Annotated in this window: 30 protein-coding genes; 3 read left to right on the top strand and 27 right to left on the bottom strand. The window is 48.9% G+C overall.

The genetic code is table 11. The features are described from left to right. Positions 1–210, top strand: a 210-nt coding sequence (locus PEL01S_RS34955) for a hypothetical protein (RefSeq protein ID WP_218032556.1), incomplete at its 5' end; no start/stop codon positions are given. Between the two features lie 37 nt (positions 211–247). Here PEL01S_RS34955 and PEL01S_RS25515 read toward each other — a convergent pair. Further along, positions 248–466 carry a hypothetical protein gene (locus PEL01S_RS25515; RefSeq protein ID WP_025851086.1) on the bottom strand — a complete coding sequence of 73 codons (219 nt, stop codon included), beginning with the start codon at positions 464–466 and terminating at the stop codon, positions 248–250. 188 nt (positions 467–654) lie between these two features. Then, a complete protein-coding gene (locus PEL01S_RS25510) occupies positions 655–1,266 on the bottom strand; it encodes a stage II sporulation protein M (RefSeq protein WP_108534914.1) in 612 nt (203 codons plus the stop codon). Positions 1,267–1,364: 98 nt separating this feature from the next. Here PEL01S_RS25510 and pdaB point away from each other — a divergent pair, with 98 nt between their 5' ends. Further along, entirely contained in the window at positions 1,365–2,150 is a 786-nt protein-coding gene (gene pdaB, locus PEL01S_RS25505) for a polysaccharide deacetylase family sporulation protein PdaB (RefSeq protein WP_063187762.1), read from the top strand. Between the two features lie 34 nt (positions 2,151–2,184). On the opposite strand, the gene PEL01S_RS25500 is transcribed toward pdaB, so the two are convergent. Then, a complete protein-coding gene (locus tag PEL01S_RS25500) occupies positions 2,185–2,781 on the bottom strand; it encodes a KinB-signaling pathway activation protein (RefSeq protein ID WP_063187760.1) in 597 nt (198 codons plus the stop codon). 135 nt (positions 2,782–2,916) lie between these two features. On the opposite strand from PEL01S_RS25500, the gene gerD reads away from it, so the two are divergent. Beyond that, the gene (gene gerD, locus PEL01S_RS25495; RefSeq protein WP_063187758.1) at positions 2,917–3,612 is read left to right on the top strand and encodes a spore germination lipoprotein GerD; all 696 of its coding nucleotides are present in this window, start codon (positions 2,917–2,919) and stop codon (positions 3,610–3,612) included. A gap of 32 nt (positions 3,613–3,644) precedes the next feature. On the opposite strand, the gene salA is transcribed toward gerD, so the two are convergent. From salA to PEL01S_RS25375, 24 genes are all read right to left on the bottom strand, one after another. Beyond that, the gene (gene salA, locus PEL01S_RS25490; protein ID WP_108534912.1) at positions 3,645–4,751 is read right to left on the bottom strand and encodes an iron-sulfur carrier protein/transcriptional regulator SalA; all 1,107 of its coding nucleotides are present in this window, start codon (positions 4,749–4,751) and stop codon (positions 3,645–3,647) included. A 60-nt stretch (positions 4,752–4,811) separates the two neighbouring features. Then, the gene (gene cwlD, locus PEL01S_RS25485) at positions 4,812–5,567 is read right to left on the bottom strand and encodes an N-acetylmuramoyl-L-alanine amidase CwlD (protein ID WP_127462211.1); all 756 of its coding nucleotides are present in this window, start codon (positions 5,565–5,567) and stop codon (positions 4,812–4,814) included. A 69-nt stretch (positions 5,568–5,636) separates the two neighbouring features. Next, positions 5,637–6,812 carry a sulfate adenylyltransferase gene (gene sat, locus PEL01S_RS25480; RefSeq protein ID WP_127462209.1) on the bottom strand — a complete coding sequence of 392 codons (1,176 nt, stop codon included), beginning with the start codon at positions 6,810–6,812 and terminating at the stop codon, positions 5,637–5,639. Positions 6,813–6,842: 30 nt separating this feature from the next. Beyond that, a complete protein-coding gene (locus PEL01S_RS25475; RefSeq protein ID WP_127462207.1) occupies positions 6,843–7,535 on the bottom strand; it encodes a phosphoadenylyl-sulfate reductase in 693 nt (230 codons plus the stop codon). 199 nt (positions 7,536–7,734) lie between these two features. Next, entirely contained in the window at positions 7,735–8,127 is a 393-nt protein-coding gene (rpsI, locus tag PEL01S_RS25470) for a 30S ribosomal protein S9 (RefSeq protein ID WP_010498826.1), read from the bottom strand. Positions 8,128–8,145: 18 nt separating this feature from the next. After that, positions 8,146–8,583 (bottom strand): 50S ribosomal protein L13, encoded by a 438-nt coding sequence (rplM, locus tag PEL01S_RS25465; protein WP_025851074.1) that lies wholly within the window; start codon positions 8,581–8,583, stop codon positions 8,146–8,148. A 157-nt stretch (positions 8,584–8,740) separates the two neighbouring features. Continuing rightward, positions 8,741–9,517: a tRNA pseudouridine(38-40) synthase TruA gene (gene truA, locus PEL01S_RS25460; protein ID WP_063187750.1), complete on the bottom strand. Its 777-nt coding sequence runs from the start codon at positions 9,515–9,517 to the stop codon at positions 8,741–8,743. Between the two features lie 101 nt (positions 9,518–9,618). Beyond that, a complete protein-coding gene (gene rplQ, locus PEL01S_RS25455; RefSeq protein WP_010498832.1) occupies positions 9,619–9,984 on the bottom strand; it encodes a 50S ribosomal protein L17 in 366 nt (121 codons plus the stop codon). Between the two features lie 49 nt (positions 9,985–10,033). Continuing rightward, positions 10,034–10,978, bottom strand: a complete 945-nt coding sequence (locus PEL01S_RS25450) for a DNA-directed RNA polymerase subunit alpha (protein ID WP_063187743.1) — start codon at positions 10,976–10,978, stop codon at positions 10,034–10,036. Positions 10,979–11,105: 127 nt separating this feature from the next. Continuing rightward, positions 11,106–11,501 (bottom strand): 30S ribosomal protein S11, encoded by a 396-nt coding sequence (gene rpsK / locus PEL01S_RS25445; RefSeq protein ID WP_010498836.1) that lies wholly within the window; start codon positions 11,499–11,501, stop codon positions 11,106–11,108. A 20-nt stretch (positions 11,502–11,521) separates the two neighbouring features. Continuing rightward, entirely contained in the window at positions 11,522–11,890 is a 369-nt protein-coding gene (gene rpsM / locus PEL01S_RS25440; protein ID WP_054976007.1) for a 30S ribosomal protein S13, read from the bottom strand. 16 nt (positions 11,891–11,906) lie between these two features. Continuing rightward, the gene (gene rpmJ, locus PEL01S_RS25435) at positions 11,907–12,020 is read right to left on the bottom strand and encodes a 50S ribosomal protein L36 (RefSeq protein WP_003333770.1); all 114 of its coding nucleotides are present in this window, start codon (positions 12,018–12,020) and stop codon (positions 11,907–11,909) included. Positions 12,021–12,142: 122 nt separating this feature from the next. Beyond that, complete coding sequence (infA, locus tag PEL01S_RS25430; protein WP_009676800.1) at positions 12,143–12,361, bottom strand: translation initiation factor IF-1; 219 nt, start codon at positions 12,359–12,361, stop codon at positions 12,143–12,145. Between the two features lie 2 nt (positions 12,362–12,363). After that, positions 12,364–12,672: a KOW domain-containing RNA-binding protein gene (locus PEL01S_RS25425; RefSeq protein ID WP_025851050.1), complete on the bottom strand. Its 309-nt coding sequence runs from the start codon at positions 12,670–12,672 to the stop codon at positions 12,364–12,366. Between the two features lie 6 nt (positions 12,673–12,678). Continuing rightward, positions 12,679–13,431, bottom strand: coding sequence for a type I methionyl aminopeptidase (map, locus tag PEL01S_RS25420; protein ID WP_010498845.1), 753 nt, complete (start codon positions 13,429–13,431; stop codon positions 12,679–12,681). Further along, the gene (locus PEL01S_RS25415) at positions 13,431–14,081 is read right to left on the bottom strand and encodes an adenylate kinase (protein WP_127462205.1); all 651 of its coding nucleotides are present in this window, start codon (positions 14,079–14,081) and stop codon (positions 13,431–13,433) included. Before PEL01S_RS25415 ends, map begins: the two co-directional genes overlap by 1 nt. A gap of 84 nt (positions 14,082–14,165) precedes the next feature. Then, a complete protein-coding gene (secY, locus tag PEL01S_RS25410) occupies positions 14,166–15,467 on the bottom strand; it encodes a preprotein translocase subunit SecY (RefSeq protein WP_063187739.1) in 1,302 nt (433 codons plus the stop codon). Then, complete coding sequence (rplO, locus tag PEL01S_RS25405) at positions 15,467–15,907, bottom strand: 50S ribosomal protein L15 (protein ID WP_010498851.1); 441 nt, start codon at positions 15,905–15,907, stop codon at positions 15,467–15,469. Before rplO ends, secY begins: the two co-directional genes overlap by 1 nt. Positions 15,908–15,940: 33 nt before the next feature. Continuing rightward, positions 15,941–16,129: a 50S ribosomal protein L30 gene (rpmD, locus tag PEL01S_RS25400; protein ID WP_010498853.1), complete on the bottom strand. Its 189-nt coding sequence runs from the start codon at positions 16,127–16,129 to the stop codon at positions 15,941–15,943. A 10-nt stretch (positions 16,130–16,139) separates the two neighbouring features. Next, complete coding sequence (gene rpsE / locus PEL01S_RS25395) at positions 16,140–16,637, bottom strand: 30S ribosomal protein S5 (RefSeq protein WP_010498854.1); 498 nt, start codon at positions 16,635–16,637, stop codon at positions 16,140–16,142. A gap of 29 nt (positions 16,638–16,666) precedes the next feature. After that, a complete protein-coding gene (gene rplR / locus PEL01S_RS25390; RefSeq protein ID WP_063187738.1) occupies positions 16,667–17,035 on the bottom strand; it encodes a 50S ribosomal protein L18 in 369 nt (122 codons plus the stop codon). Between the two features lie 65 nt (positions 17,036–17,100). After that, a complete protein-coding gene (gene rplF, locus PEL01S_RS25385) occupies positions 17,101–17,643 on the bottom strand; it encodes a 50S ribosomal protein L6 (RefSeq protein WP_010498859.1) in 543 nt (180 codons plus the stop codon). A gap of 31 nt (positions 17,644–17,674) precedes the next feature. Then, positions 17,675–18,073 carry a 30S ribosomal protein S8 gene (rpsH, locus tag PEL01S_RS25380; RefSeq protein ID WP_010498862.1) on the bottom strand — a complete coding sequence of 133 codons (399 nt, stop codon included), beginning with the start codon at positions 18,071–18,073 and terminating at the stop codon, positions 17,675–17,677. A 34-nt stretch (positions 18,074–18,107) separates the two neighbouring features. Beyond that, complete coding sequence (locus PEL01S_RS25375; RefSeq protein ID WP_010498863.1) at positions 18,108–18,293, bottom strand: type Z 30S ribosomal protein S14; 186 nt, start codon at positions 18,291–18,293, stop codon at positions 18,108–18,110. Positions 18,294–18,339 lie beyond the last annotated feature (46 nt).

Genomic DNA, 18,339 nt, shown 5'->3' with positions numbered 1-18,339 from the left:
GATGTTCAGTTTTCAAAGGACAATTTCCTTCAACAAATGCTGCCTTGTCAAGCTTTGCAGCCTTTGTTTCTTGTTGTCACCTCGTTTAGCGGCGACTTTTATAATATATCACATTCGCCTATCGAAAAGCAAGCATTTTTTTATTTCTTTTTGTTTCCAGAGGTGAAGCTGCTTGCTTGCAAAAGGAGAACGAGTAATAAAATATCATAAGAGCGTACCGGAAGTCAAGCGATTTTTCGATTTTATTTTAATGGTACATCCGGTTTCTTGCATATTTCGAAATTTCCTTTGGCGAGGCCAGGCGGGCATACATGCGGAAAATGACTTTGTACCGCGATTCGATCGCCGTTTTGATGTCCGCATCGATTCTCTTGTCATTCAAGTCGAAGAGCATTTCATCCAGTTCCTTGCGCAGGACGTAATCCAGTTCTCTGCATTCCCGTTCGTTAAACAAAAAGCCAAGCATGCCGATATGGCCCCTTTCCAAAATGAAGTGCGCAAATGTAAAAAAGATATGCAGCTTAAGCGTCATCGAATCCAAACCAAGAAAGGTCGGCGCTTGTCTGCATACCTCTTTATATCGCCAAAACCGTCTTGTGTTTTACTGTTATGCACAGTTTTGGGCAATTTTATGAGTTTGCGTTTCATTTATTTTTATCCGCGGGCCAGCCATAAGGTTAACGTGCTTTCGATTAACGCGGCTACGAACAGCACGGCTACGAGCATGACACTGACAGGCAGCAAGGCTTTGATAAACAGAATGAACTGTTCTCTTGTTTTGGCGGAACGGGTCGGACTAAGTGCGGAAAGCAGCATCTTCAGTACCATGACGCCCAACCGCAGCCCGAAGGCGCAGGCCACGATAATCGCCGGAATCTCCAGGATTCCGTGAGGGAGAATTGTTTTGATCACATACAACCAGGATTGCTTCTGGGCCGACACCATACATACGTAGCCAAGCAGCAAGCCATTGGCAAGAAGAAAAAACAGCGGGAATACCCCGAAAAACAATCCCAAGGCAATGATCAATAACGATTTGGAAGCATTGTTCCAAAAAATGAGCCAAAATAACGACCATTGCTGATTCGGCTTGCTTGCAATGGAATCCGAGATTTGTTTTAAAGCTTCGAGCTGGCCGTTAATGAACGCATGAAACTGACTTGAGTACAGAGCCCCCATCACAATGCCCGTGACAAATACCAGGGTGGATGCAATAAAGTAATGTTTCATCAGCTTCATTTGCAAAATTGCATTTTTCCAATTCAAAAGAGAGTCCCTCCTTTTAAGCATAAGATATGGGTACGAGCATACACATCTATTAATACAAGCCTTTCCGGACGAGATGGGCAAAGGAGGCCTCGCCAGTGAATTACTTTTATGTCATGAACGGCAAAAAGCTAAAACAAGCGCTAATTATTACCGTTGCTGTCCTGTTCGCCATCGGCATTATTTATTCGGAAAGGGAAAACGTTTCGGTCTTCTCCCAATACGAACCCGCCGCGGTCTACAGCATTCCCACGGAAAGGAAGCTGATTGCTCTCACCTTCGATATCAGCTGGGGGGATACGCGCACGGAACCGATTCTTCAGATTCTGGAAAATAAGGGGATTCGAAACGCAACCTTTTTCTTATCATCCCCTTGGACCAAAAGCCATCCCGATACCGTGAACAAAATCGTCAAAGGCGGGTGGGAAATCGGCAGCCACGGACATAAGCACGTGAACTACAGCAGCTTGAACGATGATGAAATTCGCGCCCAAATTAAGACGGCTCACCAAATCATTCAAGAAGTTACCGGTACAAATCCGAACTTGCTGCGGCTTCCGAACGGTGATTTTGACAAACGCGTGCTGCGGATCGCTAACGAGCTTCGTTATACGGTCATTCAATGGGATACGGATTCTCAGGATTGGATGAATAAAGGAGTCGATACGATCGTCAACCGCGTCTTATCTAAAGCGCATCCCGGCGATATCGTTTTATTTCACGCCAGCGACTCCGTGAAGCAAACCCACGAAGCGCTCCCCGTTATTATCGACAAATTACGCGAAAAAGGTTACGAGTTCGTGACCGTCAGTCAATTGATGAAGCAAACAAAGGTTAGCAATCAGCCGCCTGTCGAAGATCAAACGATGAAACCTGTACGTTAATCCCGCTACTCATGTAAAAAAACAGCAAGAGCCGTTACATCGGCTCTTTATTTGTGTTCAGCACTTTGCTAAGGATCAATATTTGCCAAGCATTACACAAGTACAGCGGAACCATCATAAAGATGGTGGAAGCGGCGTTGTCGAGCCGAAGGGAAGGAATAGCCTCGATCGCCGTGACCGCGATCATAAAAAATAATGTCGGAATAGCTGCGCTCCGATTCGTCATTTTTACTTTCCACCAAGCTACGCCGATCGACACTATAATTAGCGAAAGCGGAAGAATCATGTACACGCCCCAGCTCATCTGCTGCTCACTGCTAACATAACGCAAATAGATCAGATCGAACAAGACGATCACCGTAATGATCACTTGGACGATATCCCAGGCCCATTTTCGAAGGATGCCGCCTATAATATACCGAACAATCAAATAAGCGAAAAATCCCATCTGGCTCAACACACTGATCGTGGCACCGCCAAGGATCATCGTGATCATGCTAAAGCCGATTTGTTTTCCACCAAGCTCAACCTGTTGGTCCGTCAATTGTAGTACAAGCCCGGCAATAACAGCCGTCACCGCACCGATCAGCAGCGTGGTCCAAAATAAATAAAACCATTTTCTTAACGTCACGACCGCTATACCCCCAATAAGTCATTTCAACAGTTAATTGTACCAACCTTCACAATAAAAAGCTAACAACAATTGTGTTAATCCCCGGGTGCGTAACAAATACTAACGGCAAAACAATGAAAGGAGCCCGAACTGATGATAGCGCGATGGATTCGTTTTTTACCCGCCGTCCTAATCGTCGGCTTCTTAACTTCCTGCGGTTCCGAATCTAAAGCTTCGTCCGCCGGTGGCGGGAATACTTACAAAGACACCAAGTCGATGGTTCTCGATATTTTGAAGACCGAAGACGGGCGGAAAGCTATCCAAGAAGCTACCATACATGAGAACAGCAAGCTCCAATTATTATCTGCCGGCGATACGCAGCAGCTCCAGCTGGCGGTAAAAGATGTGCTGACCGATACACAGAGCAACCAGTTTCTGCAAAAAATGATTAGCGACCCGAAGTTCGCCGGCCAATTCGCGAAAGCCATTCAAAAAGATACCAAGCAGATTCATAAAGATTTATTAAAGGACCCCGAATATCAAAAAGCGATGATGGATGCCATGAAGAGCCCGGATTTTGAAGCAATGCTAATGGATACGTTGAAGGGAACAGCCTACCGCACTCAAACCAAAGCTGTTATTCAGGAATCACTGCAAAGTCCGATTTTCCGCTTGGAAATGATGGATTTAATGAAGAAGGTGCTGCAGGAAGAGTCGATGCCGAAGCAAGAAGGACAAAAAGGAAAAGGCGGCGAAGGCAAGGGGCAGAAACAAGGAGGAGGAAAAGGAAAGCAAGGCGGAGGATCTAAGCAAGGGGGCGGAGGTGGTGGAGGTGGAGGCGGCGGTTAAGCATCCACCTCATAAAAAAAGGATCGGCCTGATCAGGCTGATCCTTTTTCCTCTAGCTGCTGAATAACTTGCTCCGCCATATCGCGGTAAATGAGCCCTGTTTCGGTATCAGCCTTGTAAACCGATGGAGAATAATCCGGTTCGGCCACATGGTTGTCCGGAACGCCAAGAGGAATTTGCGCCAGCAGCTTCGTATGCAGCTCCTCAGCCAGCTTGCCGCCGCCTCCGCGGCCGAACACATAATCCTTATTGCCGCATTTGCTGCACGCATAATACGACATATTTTCGACGACGCCGATAATCTCATGCTCTGTATGAATGGCCATCGCTCCGGCCCGAGCCGCTACAAAAGCTGCTGTAGCATGAGGCGTGGTAACGATAATTTCTTTGCTGTGCGGAATCATCTGATGAACGTCAAGGGCTACATCTCCTGTCCCTGGCGGCAGGTCCAGCAAAATGTAGTCAAGCTCACCCCACTCCACTTCGTTAAAGAAGTTGCGGAGCATTTTCCCCAGCATCGGGCCTCGCCAAATGACCGGAGTATTTTCTTCGACAAAAAAGCCCATGGAAATCACTTTAACGCCGAACCGCTCAACCGGAATAATGCGGTTGTCCACGAGCTGCGGCCGTTCTTCGATGCCCATCATATCGGGAACGCTAAATCCGTAAATGTCGGCATCGACCAAGCCGACTTTTTTTCCTAATCTTGCTAACGCTACGGCTAAGTTGACGGTGACTGTCGATTTCCCAACGCCGCCTTTTCCACTGGCGATAGCAATAAAACGTACTCCCGATTGCGGATCAAGCACGTTGACGGAAGGCTCGGAAGGTTGTTCGTTTTGTTCGTGAGCAGAAGCGGATTCTTGAACCTTACGCGCTGCTTCGTTGCGCTCGAAATCGGACAAAAGCCGAAAGCGCAGGTGAACGTCCGTGGCGCCTGCTTGCTTGAAAGCTTCAGCAATCTGGGCTTGCAGCTGCTGCTTGTACGATTCGTTATCGCTGGACAGCAGTACGGTAGCCGACACATGTTGTTCTTTGATCATGATATCGCGAATAAAATTCAAATCGGCTAAGCTTAAGCCGAATTCCAGGTCCTTCAGCGGGCTTACGGAAGCCAGCAATTGTTCTTTGGTTAGCACGATGTCACCTCGGCGATCCATTGTTTAAGTTGTACTGCGGTATATTATACCACAAATTCATCAGGAACCCACTTTTTCACCCGAGTAGTACCGAAGAATGCCTTGGTAAATGGAGGTCGCGATCTTTTTCTGGTACGTCGGGTCCCGAAGGAGCTGAGCCTCTCCCGGATTGGATAAAAATCCGACTTCGACAAGAGCGCTTGGAATGGTCATCGCTTTAAGCAAATAGATTTCTTTGTCGGCCTGCTTCGCGACCCGATCCGTATTTTTCAAATTCCTTTTCATTTCTTCCTGAATCAACGTTGCTAAGGTCGCATTGTCCGCATGATTCGGATAAAAGAATGTCTGTGCACCCGACCAGCGGGGGGACGGGATGCTGTTCAGATGGATGCTGACGAATAGATTGGACTTTTGCTTGGAAACAAATTCAGCTCGTTTCAGCAAATCTTCGGTTTTGCGCTTACTGTACCCCTTCGTACTTGGAGAGGCCAGGTCCCGATCGTCCTCCCGGGTCATGACCACCAATGCTCCCGACTGCTGCAAATAATCCCGAAGGTGCAAGGCAATGGCCAAATTGACATCCTTCTCCTCCAGCCCGTCCTTACTTCGAGCGCCTCCATCCGGCCCGCCATGCCCGGCATCCAATGCGATGATTTTGCCGGACAGCGGCATCGTCCAATACGTCCATGTTTTGGTGGATGGGAGCTCGTAGGTGAACATGAACAGCATGAGCGCCACCAACAAGGCTGACATCACGATTTTGATCCCGCTATGCATGGTCAGCCAAACGACGACCCTCTTTCTTTTTCCGAACATGAAAAAATCCACCTCACATCCCTAGACTCTCTTTCATCTTATGGGACGAGGTGGACAATTATACCTTGCTTACACCTGATATTCTGGTTCTTTCATACCTTCGATCAACACTTTCGCCACTTCCGGCCGCGTAAACTGTGGCGGCGGGCATTGGCCGTCACGCAGCAGCGCACGAACCTTTGTTCCTGAGAGATGCAAATGGTCTTCTTTGCCGTGCGGACACGTCTTGCTGGAAGCCATGTTGCCGCATTTCGTACAAAAGAAGCTGTGCTCGAAGAACAGCGGCGTGATGCCCAACTCCTCGGGAGTGAAGTTGCTGAAGATTTCCTGCGCTTCATACGTTCCGTAATAGTCGCCTACGCCCGCATGATCGCGGCCTACAATAAAATGCGTGCAACCGTAGTTTTTCCGGACCATCGCATGGAAAATCGCTTCGCGCGGCCCGGCATAGCGCATTGCTGCAGGGAATACGCCCAAAAATACGCGGTCCTTCGGATAGTAATTTTCCAGCAGGACCAAATAGCTGCGCATTCGGACGTCGGCCGATATATCGTCAGATTTGGTCTCGCCCACAAGCGGGTTCAAAAAGAGGGCATCGACGATTTCCATCGCGCTTTTTTGAATATACTCGTGCGCCCGATGAACTGGATTCCGGGTTTGAAAGCCGACTACGCTCTTCCAGCCCTTTCCGGAGAAAAGCCGCCGCGTCTCAGCCGGATCGTAGTAAAATTCTTCGAATTTATCCGGCTTCGGACGGTTCAATACTTGGATCGGCCCGCCGACATAAGTCGATGGTCTGGAGAATAGCTTCTGGACGCCGGGATGCGCTTCGTCGTCGGTTTTAAACACGCTCAGCGCTTCTTTGCGCTGGTCGACATGATAAATGCTTCGGACTTCAATAATGCCGTAAATGATGCCGTCTTGCGCCCCTACAAGCGCTACTTCCTGCCCGATGGCGAGGCCACTGGCGATTTGCGGCTCGACGGCTAACGTAATCGGAATGCTCCAGACCGTTCCGTCTTCCAAGCGCATACGTTCCACGACCGAATGATAATCCTGTTCGCCCAAAAAGCCAGTAAGCGGTGAAAATGCGCCGACACCGATCAAATCGAGATCGGAGATCGTCCAGGCGTCGATCTTAAGCGAATATAACGTTGCGGCATGCTCCAGCAGACTCGTTCTTTTCTCGCCCTCAATCACCCGATTAATGAGCGTCCCGCCATGCGGTCGAATGGTTTCTCTCATCACTATTGCCCCTCCTAGTACCCTCTCTGCTTATTTATGAAGTCCGCATTCCGTCTTCTCGAAGCCGGCCCAACGGCCCGCTCTCGGGTCCTCACCCACCGCTACCGGACGAGTACAGTGCTCGCAGCCGATACTAGGGTAGTTCCGATCATGAAGGGGATTGTAAATAATGTTGTTGCTTCGAATATAATTCCAAACGTCTTCAGATGTCCAGCCGGCGAGCGGATTGAATTTGACAAGTCCGAACTTGACGTCGTACTCCACCTTCTTGGAGTTGGCACGTGTCGGCGCCTGATCACGGCGAATTCCTGTGATCCAGGCATCGTAGTTTTTGAGGATATCCGTTAAGGGATCGACTTTGCGGATGTTACAGCATTGGTTCGGAGCGTTCTTCCACAGTTCTTCACCAAACTGCTGCGCCTGCTCCTCCAGCGTAAGCTTCGGAAGCACTTGAACGAACTCGACTCCATAGTGCTGCTGCAGGCGGTCGCGGGTTTCGTAGGTTTCCTGAAAATGCACGTTTGTATCGAGGTAAAAGATATCGGTCTTGGGGCTGATCTTCTGGAGCATATCGACCAATACGACGTCCTCTGCTCCGAAACTACAGGCTAAAGTGATATTGGGGAATCTTTCTACCGCCCAGGATAAAAGTACCTCCGGGCCCTGGAATTCAAAATCCTCTGCTGCTTGGCGGATTAACTCTTCTTTCTCAAACAAATTCATAGATTTTCGCACCTCCGTTAATTTAATTCCGAGTATGATTATGTGTTTTGTTTTATTTAATTTTATTATAAACGAAGGACCCTTTTTGTCAATTTAAAATTTTGTCTAGGCTTCTTCCTTATTTTATTGCTCTTAGGCTTGTTCGGTGAAAATAAAAAAACCTTTCCGAAATGAATCGGAAAGGTTCGTTGAGTCGATATTAACGTTTGGAGAATTGAGGAGCGCGACGAGCAGCTTTCAAGCCGTACTTTTTACGCTCTTTCATCCGCGGGTCACGAGTCAGGAAGCCCGCTTTTTTCAGGGCGCCGCGGAATTCCGGATCTGCTTTGAGCAGAGCACGGGAAATTCCGTGACGGATCGCGCCGGCTTGTCCGGAGATCCCGCCGCCATGAGCCAAAACCAATACATCGTACTTGGACAATGTTTCAGTCAGGTTCAGCGGTTGTTTTACGATCAATTTCAGCGTTTCCAGACCAAAGTATTCGTCCAGCTCGCGCTTATTAATAACGATACGGCCTTCGCCCGGTACCAAACGTACACGCGCTACCGAATGCTTACGACGACCGGTGCCATAATATTGTACTTGTGCCACAAGACAGTCCTCCCTTTATTAACCGCGAAGTTCCCAAACTTCAGGTTGTTGTGCTTGATGCGGATGTTCCGAACCTGCATACACTTTCAGCTTCGTTTTCAGACGGTTGCCCAAACGGTTTTTCGGAAGCATACCGTGAATCGCCAGTTCCAACATACGCTCAGGCTTGTTGTTCAGCATATCTTGAGCCGAAGTTACTTTCAGACCGCCCGGATGCAGGGAGTGACGATAGTACATTTTGTTTTGCAGTTTTTTACCTGTCAAAACGATTTTCTCAGCATTGATGACAACGACGAAATCGCCAGTGTCTACATGCGGAGTAAATTGAGGCTTATGTTTGCCGCGCAGAATGCTTGCCGCTTCGCTGGCCAGACGTCCAAGCGTCTTGTCGGTAGCATCGATGATGTACCATTTGCGTTCAACTTCATTAGGCTTCGCCATATATGTGGTACGCATGTTAATGTTCCTCCTAAATCTATCTTCATCACAGGTCATTCATAGTCATGGTTATAGGTTTAAAACAAGTTGGTTGGCCGTTTCATTGACCCGGGGCCGTGGGGTAGCCAGTCATAAGAAACACCATCTGTTATTTTACTACATCGGCATGTAGTAATCAAGCATTTGGCGCAACTTTTCCATAAAAAACTTCCCACAACATCAGCCCGTGCGCCATCGCCGTTGGCCCTGCCAAAGCCCTGTCTTTTGCCGACAATACGTCACGAATACTAGAGGGGCTCCGCTTCCCTTCGCCAACCTCAATCAAGGTACCTACAATGATCCGCACCATATTATATAAAAAACCGCTGCCGGTCAAATAAATGTGGATAGCGTACGACTGCAAGTGCGGCTCCATCGGTTCGCACTCTAAACGAGCTTCGAAGATCGTACGAACATGGCTTTCCGCCGAAGATCGGCTCGAACAAAACGAAGTGAAGTCGTGCTCGCCGACAAAGCAGCTCAGCGCGTCCTGCATGGCCGTTATATCAAGGGGAGTCGGATGGTGAAACTCCGTGTTCTGCTTAAACAGGTCCGGATATTTCCCGCATCGCATCGTATATCGGTACGTCTTGCGCTTGGCAGACCTTCGGGCATGAAAATCATCCGGCACCACCCTGGCTTCCCATACCACAATATCATCCGGCAATCGCGAGTTCATCGCCATACACCAGCGTTCAATCGGGATTTGAGAACCGGTTTGAAAATTAAAGACCTGTCCTCGCGCATGAACCCCCGCATCAGTCCGCCCTGAAGCCGTCACTTTGATCTCCTCAAAGGTGAGCTGATACAAAGCTTGCTCCAGCTGCTGCTGAATCGTAATCTTCTGAGGCTGCGTTTGGAAGCCATGATAGCTCGCCCCGTTGTAGGATACCGTCATGCAGATGTTTCTCACGGCAGTCCTCCGTGCTTGGAAAAACGAATTTTCGATCCTACAAAAAAAAGGGTTTCATCAGAATCGTAAGATCCCGTCCACCCTTTCCCATCCTTTTTCTCTTAAGCCCGGTCTACAAGCTCCAAGTAAACCATAGGAGCAGCATCGCCGCGACGAGGTCCAAGCTTCAAAATGCGGGTATAGCCGCCTTGACGCTCAGCGTAGCGAGGAGCCAGATCGGAGAAAAGCTTTTGAATCGCATCTTGGTTTTCGTTTGCCGCTTCGCGACGAACGAAGGAAGCCACTTGCCGACGTGCATGCAAGTCACCACGTTTTGCCAAGGTGATCAATTTTTCTGCGATGGAACGAAGTTCTTTGGCTTTCGCTTCCGTCGTTTGAATGCGCTCATGTATGAACAAGTCGGTTACCAGATCGCGAAACAAAGCTTTACGCGCGCTGGAGTCACGACCCAACTTTTGGTATGCCATGTGAGCAACCTCCTTCTGCTTGATTGGTCAGAGGTGCGCGACTTAAGACTTAATCTTCCATTCTCAGGCCAAGACCAAGCTCTTCGAGCTTCTCTTGAACTTCCTCCAGAGATTTGCGTCCCAAGTTGCGGACCTTCATCATGTCTTCTTCCGTTTTCGTAATCAATTCCTGCACCGTATTGATGCCGGCGCGCTTCAGGCAGTTGTAGGAACGAACCGAGAGATCGAGTTCTTCGATAGTCATCTCCAGAACTTTCTCCTTCTTGTCCTCTTCCTTCTCCACCATAATCTCGGCGTCCTTGGCTTCGTCGGTCAGACCGACGAACAGCATCAGATGCTCCGTCAAAATTTTGGCGCCCAAGCTTACGGCTTCTTCCGGGCGGATGCTTCCATCCGTCCAAACTTCAAGGGTCAACTTATCATAGTTGGTAACTTGACCGACGCGAGTGTTTTCTACGCTGTAATTGACACGAGTAATCGGAGTGTAGATCGAATCGATCGGAATCACGCCGATCGGCTGATCCTCTTTTTTGTTCTTATCTGCCGATACGTATCCCCGGCCGCGGCTCGCATGAATTCTCATATGCAGCCTTGCATCGGAGGACAGCGTAGCAATGTGCAAATCCGGGTTTAAGATCTCCACATCGCTATCGCCGCGAATATCGCCAGCCACAACAGCCCCTTCGCCTTCAGCATCGATCTCAAGCACTTTCTCCTCGTCGGAGTGAATCTTGAGCGACAGCCCTTTCAGGTTCAGGATAATCTCCGTAACATCTTCCATGATGCCAGGAACCGTGGAGAACTCATGCAGCACGCCGTCGATTTGCACGGACGTCACAGCGGCGCCCGGCAAAGACGAAAGCAAAATTCTGCGAAGCGAGTTCCCAAGAGTCGTTCCGTAGCCTCGTTCCAATGGCTCTACGACAAACTTGCCGTAGGTGCCGTCTTCGCTCAATGATACGGTTTCTATTTTCGGCTTTTCGATTTCGATCATGGTTACACCCTCCTTCAAAACGTCGTTTCCCTTTTGGATAACTTAAGACGTATAAACGCGCAGTATGCCTATCCAAATAGTATTCACAACTTTTGGAAAAATATACCGCATGACTTAGGAATCCTAATTAGACACGACGACGTTTCGGAGGACGGCAACCGTTATGAGGAATCGGTGTAACGTCTTTAATCAGGTTAACTTCCAAACCTGCAGCTTGCAGCGAACGAATCGCAGCTTCGCGACCTGCACCCGGTCCTTTAACCATAACCTCAACTGCTCTCATGCCATGCTCCATTGCAGCTTTTGCCGCAGATTCGGCAGCCATTTGCGCAGCAAACGGAGTGCTTTTACGCGAGCCTTTGAACCCGAGGTTACCGGCGCTTGCCCAGGAGATTGCATTCCCGTGCGGGTCGGTGATGGTTACGATAGTGTTGTTGAACGTAGAGCGGATATGAGCCACTCCGGAGTCGATATTTTTCCGATCACGACGTTTTGTACGAACGACTTTTTTAGGTTTAGCCATTTAAAGGTTACCCCCCTTTACTATTTTTTCTTATTAGCTACCGTACGACGAGGACCTTTGCGCGTACGAGCATTTGTTTTAGTACGTTGACCGCGAACAGGCAGGCCGCGGCGGTGACGAACACCACGATAGCAGCCGATCTCGATCAGGCGCTTAATGTTCAGTGCGATTTCACGACGCAGGTCGCCTTCTACTTTCAGCGTTTTGTCGATGACGTCGCGGATTTTGCTTACTTCGTCTTCTGTCAAATCGCGAACGCGAGTATCGGCATTGATACCGGTTTGAGCGACAATTTTCTGAGCAGTCGTGTTACCGATCCCGAAAATGTAGGTCAGCGCGATTACTACCCGTTTGTCACGAGGCAAGTCTACACCAGCAATACGTGCCATTTAACACAGCACCTCCTTAACCTTGTTTTTGTTTGTGTTTCGGATTTTCGCAGATTACCATAACGTTCCCTTTGCGGCGAATGACTTTGCATTTTTCGCAAATCGGCTTGACCGACGGTCTAACCTTCATGGTGTTAACCTCCTAAGAGTTTTCGTATAGAAAACTTACTTCGTAAGCGTTGCTTAGTTTTCGTGAGAAAACTTACATCGTAAGAGTTAGCTGAGCTTTGTGAGAAAACTGACTTATTACATTTATTTAAAACGATAGGTTATACGGCCTCTGGTTAAATCATAGGGCGAGAGCTCGACCGTCACTTTATCGCCGGGCAGGATCCGGATAAAGTGCATTCTGATTTTACCGGATACGTGAGCAAGTATCTTATGACCGTTCTCCAGTTCAACCTTAAACATTGCATTCGGAAGAGGTTCAATCACTGTACCTTCAACTTCAATCACATCTTCTTTGGCCACAGTCATTCTCCTTTCTCTTGCGCTTTCGCTGATTCATGGTCCGCATACTTCGTCAATGCAAACCGCAGCTTTCCGTTGGTGACTCGACCGGTAGTCATAATACTATCAGCCACTTCGCTGCTGATCGCCGGCAGAAGCTCAAGATGAATCACGTTTTTCTTTTTGGGTGCGTCTGATTTCCGTTTTCCGCCGTCTGCAATCCACACGTACCGTTGGTCTACGACGCCGATTATGACAGCGTACGATCCGGATTCCCGTCCCCGATTCACCCTTACGATTTGTCCGATCTGGGGCATGTTCGATGTTGCCATCGTGCTTTACTTACCGGGCAGCGTAAAAATCTCGTAGCCGTCCGGCGTAATCGCTATGGTATGCTCAAAATGCGCGCACAGTGTGCCATCCACCGTCACAACCGTCCAATTGTCTGCGAGGGTCTTCACGTAACGTTCGCCCACGTTGACCATCGGTTCGATTGCAAGTACCATACCGGGCTTCAGCCGCGGACCGCGCCCTGGAATCCCGTAGTTCGGAATCTGCGGCTCCTCGTGGAGCTTCGTTCCGATGCCATGTCCTACGTATTCACGAACAACCGAAAAACCTTCATCTTCAATCACTTTTTGAATGGCGTGGGATATCGTGTACAGTCTGGCGTCCGGCTTGGCTTCGGCAAGTCCTGCATAAAGCGACCTTTCGGTTACTTCGAGCAGCTTGCGGGCCGTATCGGAAATCTCGCCAACACCGTAGGTCCATGCGGAATCTCCATGATATCCTTTGTACTCTGCACCGATGTCGATACTGATGATGTCACCGTCTTTAAGCTTTCGTTGACTGGGTATGCCGTGAACCAGTTCGTCGTTGACCGAAGCGCAAATACTGCCAGGAAAACCATTGTAGCCTTTAAAAGACGGAATTGCGCCCTGACTGCGAATAAAATCTTCTGCGATCTGGTCGAGCTGTTTCGTTGTAATATCGGGCTGAATGGCTTGCCGCAGCACCCGATGCGTTTCGGCGACAATCCGTCCCGCCTCCCGCATCAATTCCAATTCAGCAGCTGACTTACAGATGATCATTACGCAAGCCCCCGCAATTGTGAACTGATTTGTGCAGTAACCGTATTAATCTCTTGCTCACCGTTAACCTCACGCAATATTCCCTTGTTACGATAATACTCCAAAAGCGGAGCGGTTTTATTGGTATACTCGTCCAAACGAGTCCCTACCTTTTCTTCGGTGTCATCCGAACGTTGATACAACTCACCAGAACATTTGTCGCAAACATGCTCACGTGCAGGAGGGTTAAACAAGACATGATACGTAGCACCGCAGGATTTACAGATCCGGCGACCTGTCAAACGGGCAAGCAGCAAGTCCCGATCCACTTTCAGATTGATCACGTGCTCGATGGTTTTACCCAGCGTTGCCGCAATCTCATCCAAAGCTTCGGCTTGGGAAATGGTTCTTGGAAAACCGTCCAGCAAAAAGCCTTTGCTGCAGTCCGGCTGCTGAAGGCGTTCGCGAACGATCCCGATCGTAATTTCATCCGGTACGAGCAAACCTTGATCCACATACTTCTTCGCTTCGAGCCCGAGCGGCGTTTCCTGCTTCATCGCCAGCCGAAAGGCGTCTCCCGTAGAAATATGCGGAATTTGAAACTCATCAACGATTCGTTCCGCCTGAGTACCTTTTCCTGCACCCGGGGGCCCCATAAAGATGACGTTCATCAGACTTCCTCCCCACTGGCATCTATCGATACTAACAGCACAATAGGTGCCGATAGCAAAAAGCTCACTATCAGTACCTATTTGCTATTTATTAATGAAGCCTTTGTAGTGGCGTTTGATCAGTTGGCTCTCGATTTGTTTCATCGTCTCAAGTCCTACACCGATAACGATCAGCAAAGACGTTCCGCCAATGGTAACCGAGTTCGGCAGTCCAGCTACAGAACCGATAATCATAGGAAGGATCGAGATGGCAGCCAGGAAGAACGCACCGGACAATGTAATTCGGCTCATGACTCGCGTCAGGTAGACCGAAGTCGTTTTGCCGGGACGGATGCCTGGAACATATCCACCGTTTTTCTTCATCTGATCCGCCATTTGCACAGGATTCATCTGTACAAACGTGTAGAAATACGTAAAGCCGATGATCAACAAAACGTACAGCACCATACCGAGCGGATGCGTGTAGTTCAAGTTGGTGATAATCCATTCCGCCACCGCGTTGCCTCTCCAGAAGCTAGCGATCGTCGGAGGAAACATCAACAACGAAAGCGAGAAGATGACCGGAATGACGCCCGCCGCATTCACTTTAAGCGGAATGTGCGTCGACTGTCCTCCGAACATTTTACGGCCTACCACCCGTTTTGCATACTGCACCGGAATTTTACGAACGCCCTGCTGGACGAAAATCACACCGGCGATCAAAGCAATGACCACGACGGCAATAATAACGATCTTCAAGATGTTAAGGAAGAGCGCGCCGCCTGCATCTGCAAATTGCGTTTGGTATATTTGTCTGATGCCAGTCGGGATTGCCGCGACAATCCCTGCGAAGATGATAATGGAAATACCATTTCCAATGCCATTTTCGGTGATTTGTTCCCCTAACCACATCAGAAAAGCAGTCCCAGCCGTAAGCACGATCGCGATCAACGCATACGTCGTAAAGTTCGGATTGATCACAAGACCGGCATATAGACGGTTAAATCCGATCGCCAGACCAAAGGCTTGCACAATTCCCAGCACAATGGTCCCGTAACGGGTAATCTGGCTTAACTTCTTTCTGCCGACTTCTCCTTCTTTAGCCCATTGCGTGAATGTCGGAATGACATCCATGGAAAGAAGCTGCACGATGATGGATGCCGTGATATACGGCATAATCCCCATCGCGAAGATGGAGAATTGGAACAACGCGCCGCCGGAGAATGTATTCAGCAAGCCGAATACACCACCTGCGTTAGCTTGGTCTTGAAGCTTGAGAATGTCTGTGTTGATGTTAGGTACCGGAATAAAAGCACCAATTCTGTAGACGATCAGCACCAGAAGGGTGAAAAGGATCCGTCTCCTCAGATCGTCTACTTTCATAATATTGGATATGGTACGAAACATTAAATCACCTCGGTTTTACCGCCGGCAGCCTGGATTTTCTCTACCGCAGATTGGGAGAACTTGCTAGCCTTAACGTTCAACTGAACCGTGATTTCACCGTTACCCAAGATTTTGATGCCATCTTTAGGGTTTTTCACGATGCCGGATTCCAAAAGAACTTCAGGAGTTACTTCCGTACCTGCTGCAAACTTGTTCAAATCCTCTACGTTGATAACCGCATATTCCGTACGGAATCTGTTGTTAAATCCACGTTTTGGCAAGCGACGATAAAGCGGGTTCTGACCGCCTTCGAAGCCCGGACGGACACCGCCGCCGGAACGGGCGTTTTGACCTTTGTGACCGCGAGTAGCTGTTTTACCCATCCCACTACCGATACCACGACCTACACGCTTGCGCGTATCGCGGGAACCTGGAGCGGAAGAAAGCTCATGCAATTTCATCGTTTGCACCTCCTCTAGCTATATGTTAAAACCTTAAGCTTCAATTTCTTTAACTTCGACCAAGTGGCTTACTTGGTTAACCATGCCGCGGATTGCAGCATTGTCTTGTTGTGTAACGGATTGATGCAATTTGCGAAGTCCGAGAGCCGTAACCGTACGACGCTGAGTTTCAGGACGACCGATCAGGCTGCGCTTGAGGGTAATTTGCAGTTGCTTAGCCATGGTATCCCTCCTAACCTAAGAGTTCTTCTACGGTTTTACCGCGAAGCTTAGCAACCTCTTCCGCACGCTTCAGGCGCTGTAAGCCTTCCAGAGTAGCGTTAACCATGTTGATGGAGTTCGAAGACCCGAGGGACTTCGTCAGAATGTCGCCTACGCCTGCCAGTTCAAGAACCGCACGAACCGGGCCGCCGGCGATAACTCCGGTACCTTTCGAAGCAGGCTTAAGCAATACGCGTCCTGCGCCGAAATGTCCGATCACCATGTGAGGAATTGTCGTTCCGACGATAGGAACGTGAATCAGGTTTTTCTTCGCATCTTCGATACCTTTGCGAATCGCATCTGGTACCTCGGAAGCTTTACCGATTCCCGCGCCTACCCAACCTTTGCCGTCGCCCACAACCACGAGTGCGCTAAAGCTGAAACGGCGACCGCCCTTTACGACTTTAGCTACGCGGTTAATATGAACGACTTTTTCAGTCAGTTCTAATGTATTGGGATCAATACGCAAGTCCTTTACCTCCTTATTGATGATTTGGATTAGAATTCAAGACCTGCTTCACGAGCAGCGTCTGCAAGTGCTTTAACACGTCCATGGTACAGGTAACCGCCGCGGTCGAAAACGACTTTCTCGATTCCTGCTTTTTTTGCACGCTCAGCGATCAGAGCGCCGACTTTCGAAGCTGCTTCTGCGTTCCCGCCGTTTCCGAGCCCTTCTCTGAGCTCTTTGTCCTGCGTAGAAGCCGCTGCGATCGTTACGCCTTTAACGTCGTCGATCAGTTGTGCGTACATATGCTTAGAGGAACGGAAAATGTTCAGACGAGGACGTTCCGTCGTTCCTTGAATTTTCTTACGAACGCGAAGATGTCTTTTCAAACGCGCTTTGTTTTTATCGCCTTTAGTAATCATTCGAGGTTCACTCCTTTCGAGTTGGATCATCCGATGTTCGGATTATGCGATCAGCTTAAGCAGCCTTATTTCTTCTTACCGGCTTTACCTTCTTTGCGAAGGATACGCTCGCCTTCGTACTTGATACCTTTACCTTTGTACGGCTCAGGCTCACGAACGGAACGAACTTTTGCTGCTGTAGCTCCAACCAACTCTTTGTCGATCCCTTTAACGATGATCTTCGTGTTGGAAGGAACTTCGAACTCGATACCGTTCTCCGGCTCGATTTCAACCGGGTGGGAGTAACCTACGTTCAGAACCAGCTTGTTGCCGGATTTGTTCGCACGGTAACCTACGCCGACGAGATCGAGAGATTTTGCAAAACCATCAGTTACTCCGCTAACCATGTTTTGTACGACACTGCGGGTCGTACCATGCAGAGAGCGGTGCAATTTATTGTCGGAAGGACGTTCTACAGTCAGAACATTGTCCTCAACGCTGATCTTCATATCTCTATGCAATTCACGGCTCAAAGTGCCTTTCGGACCTTTTACCGTAATGAGTGTATTGTCAATAGTCACGTTTACTCCGCTTGGGATCGTGATCGGTTTGCGACCAATACGGGACATGTTGTGCACCTCCGTTCATTCAAAATCTAGATTACCAAACGTAGCAGATTACCTCTCCGCCAGCTTTGGATTGACGAGCTTCTTTATCCGTCATCACGCCTTTGGACGTGGACAGAATTGCGATTCCCAAACCGCCAAGTACGCGAGGCACTTCTTGGCTTTTCGCGTAAACGCGAAGTCCCGGTTTGCTGATTCTTTTGAGTCCTGTAATAACGCGCTCATTGTTAGGGCCGTATTTCAGGAACAAGCGGATGATGCCTTGCTTGCTGTCTTCGATATATTCAGCGTCACGAATGAAGCCTTCCTTCTTGAGGATCTCAGCGATTTCTCTTTTGACCTTCGAAGCCGGAATTTCGACAGTTTCATGACGAACGACGTTAGCGTTGCGGATGCGTGTAAGCATATCTGCAATTGGATCGGACATAACCATTGTGTAATGAACCTCCTTCCCGAGAGCTTAAAGTTTACCAGCTTGCTTTCTTCACGCCAGGAATCTGGCCTTTGTATGCCAATTCGCGGAAGCAAATTCTGCAAATTTTGAATTTCCGTAGTACGGAATGCGGGCGACCGCAGCGTTCGCAGCGTGTGTAAGCCTGCACCTTGAATTTCGGAGGACGCTGCTGCTTAATCTTCATCGAAGTTTTTGCCACTTCAGTTTACACCTCCAAAGTCTCCATTAGGAAACTTGCTTCGTAA

Origin of the sequence: Paenibacillus elgii NBRC 100335, from assembly GCF_004000865.1 — a bacterium.
Lineage (GTDB): Bacteria > Bacillota > Bacilli > Paenibacillales > NBRC-103111 > Paenibacillus_G > Paenibacillus_G elgii.
This window is presented reverse-complemented; position numbering and strand designations above follow the sequence as displayed.

Excerpts from the sequence above, each read along its gene's own strand:
- rplQ (WP_010498832.1), bottom strand. The coding sequence starts at position 9,984 with ATGGCATACCAAAAGTTGGGTCGTGACTCCAGCGCGCGTAAAGCTTTG.
- rplR (WP_063187738.1), bottom strand. The coding sequence starts at position 17,035 with ATGATTACTAAAGGCGATAAAAACAAAGCGCGTTTGAAAAGACATCTT.
- PEL01S_RS25515 (WP_025851086.1), bottom strand. The coding sequence starts at position 466 with ATGCTTGGCTTTTTGTTTAACGAACGGGAATGCAGAGAACTGGATTAC.
- rplF (WP_010498859.1), bottom strand. The coding sequence starts at position 17,643 with ATGTCCCGTATTGGTCGCAAACCGATCACGATCCCAAGCGGAGTAAAC.
- rpmD (WP_010498853.1), bottom strand. The coding sequence starts at position 16,129 with ATGGCTAAGCAACTGCAAATTACCCTCAAGCGCAGCCTGATCGGTCGT.
- sat (WP_127462209.1), bottom strand. The coding sequence starts at position 6,812 with ATGAGAGAAACCATTCGACCGCATGGCGGGACGCTCATTAATCGGGTG.
- rpmJ (WP_003333770.1), bottom strand. The coding sequence starts at position 12,020 with ATGAAGGTTAGACCGTCGGTCAAGCCGATTTGCGAAAAATGCAAAGTC.
- rpsK (WP_010498836.1), bottom strand. The coding sequence starts at position 11,501 with ATGGCTAAACCTAAAAAAGTCGTTCGTACAAAACGTCGTGATCGGAAA.
- cwlD (WP_127462211.1), bottom strand. The coding sequence starts at position 5,567 with ATGTTCGGAAAAAGAAAGAGGGTCGTCGTTTGGCTGACCATGCATAGC.
- PEL01S_RS25415 (WP_127462205.1), bottom strand. The coding sequence starts at position 14,081 with ATGAACGTCATCTTTATGGGGCCCCCGGGTGCAGGAAAAGGTACTCAG.
- secY (WP_063187739.1), bottom strand. The coding sequence starts at position 15,467 with ATGTTTCGTACCATATCCAATATTATGAAAGTAGACGATCTGAGGAGA.
- PEL01S_RS25450 (WP_063187743.1), bottom strand. The coding sequence starts at position 10,978 with ATGATCGAAATCGAAAAGCCGAAAATAGAAACCGTATCATTGAGCGAA.
- map (WP_010498845.1), bottom strand. The coding sequence starts at position 13,431 with ATGATCATCTGTAAGTCAGCTGCTGAATTGGAATTGATGCGGGAGGCG.
- rpsM (WP_054976007.1), bottom strand. The coding sequence starts at position 11,890 with ATGGCACGTATTGCTGGTGTAGACTTGCCTCGTGACAAACGGGTAGTA.
- rpsH (WP_010498862.1), bottom strand. The coding sequence starts at position 18,073 with ATGGTTATGTCCGATCCAATTGCAGATATGCTTACACGCATCCGCAAC.
- PEL01S_RS25475 (WP_127462207.1), bottom strand. The coding sequence starts at position 7,535 with ATGAATTTGTTTGAGAAAGAAGAGTTAATCCGCCAAGCAGCAGAGGAT.
- rplO (WP_010498851.1), bottom strand. The coding sequence starts at position 15,907 with ATGAAATTGCATGAGCTTTCTTCCGCTCCAGGTTCCCGCGATACGCGC.
- gerD (WP_063187758.1), top strand. The coding sequence starts at position 2,917 with ATGATAGCGCGATGGATTCGTTTTTTACCCGCCGTCCTAATCGTCGGC.
- rplM (WP_025851074.1), bottom strand. The coding sequence starts at position 8,583 with ATGCGTACCACATATATGGCGAAGCCTAATGAAGTTGAACGCAAATGG.
- PEL01S_RS25425 (WP_025851050.1), bottom strand. The coding sequence starts at position 12,672 with ATGGCAACATCGAACATGCCCCAGATCGGACAAATCGTAAGGGTGAAT.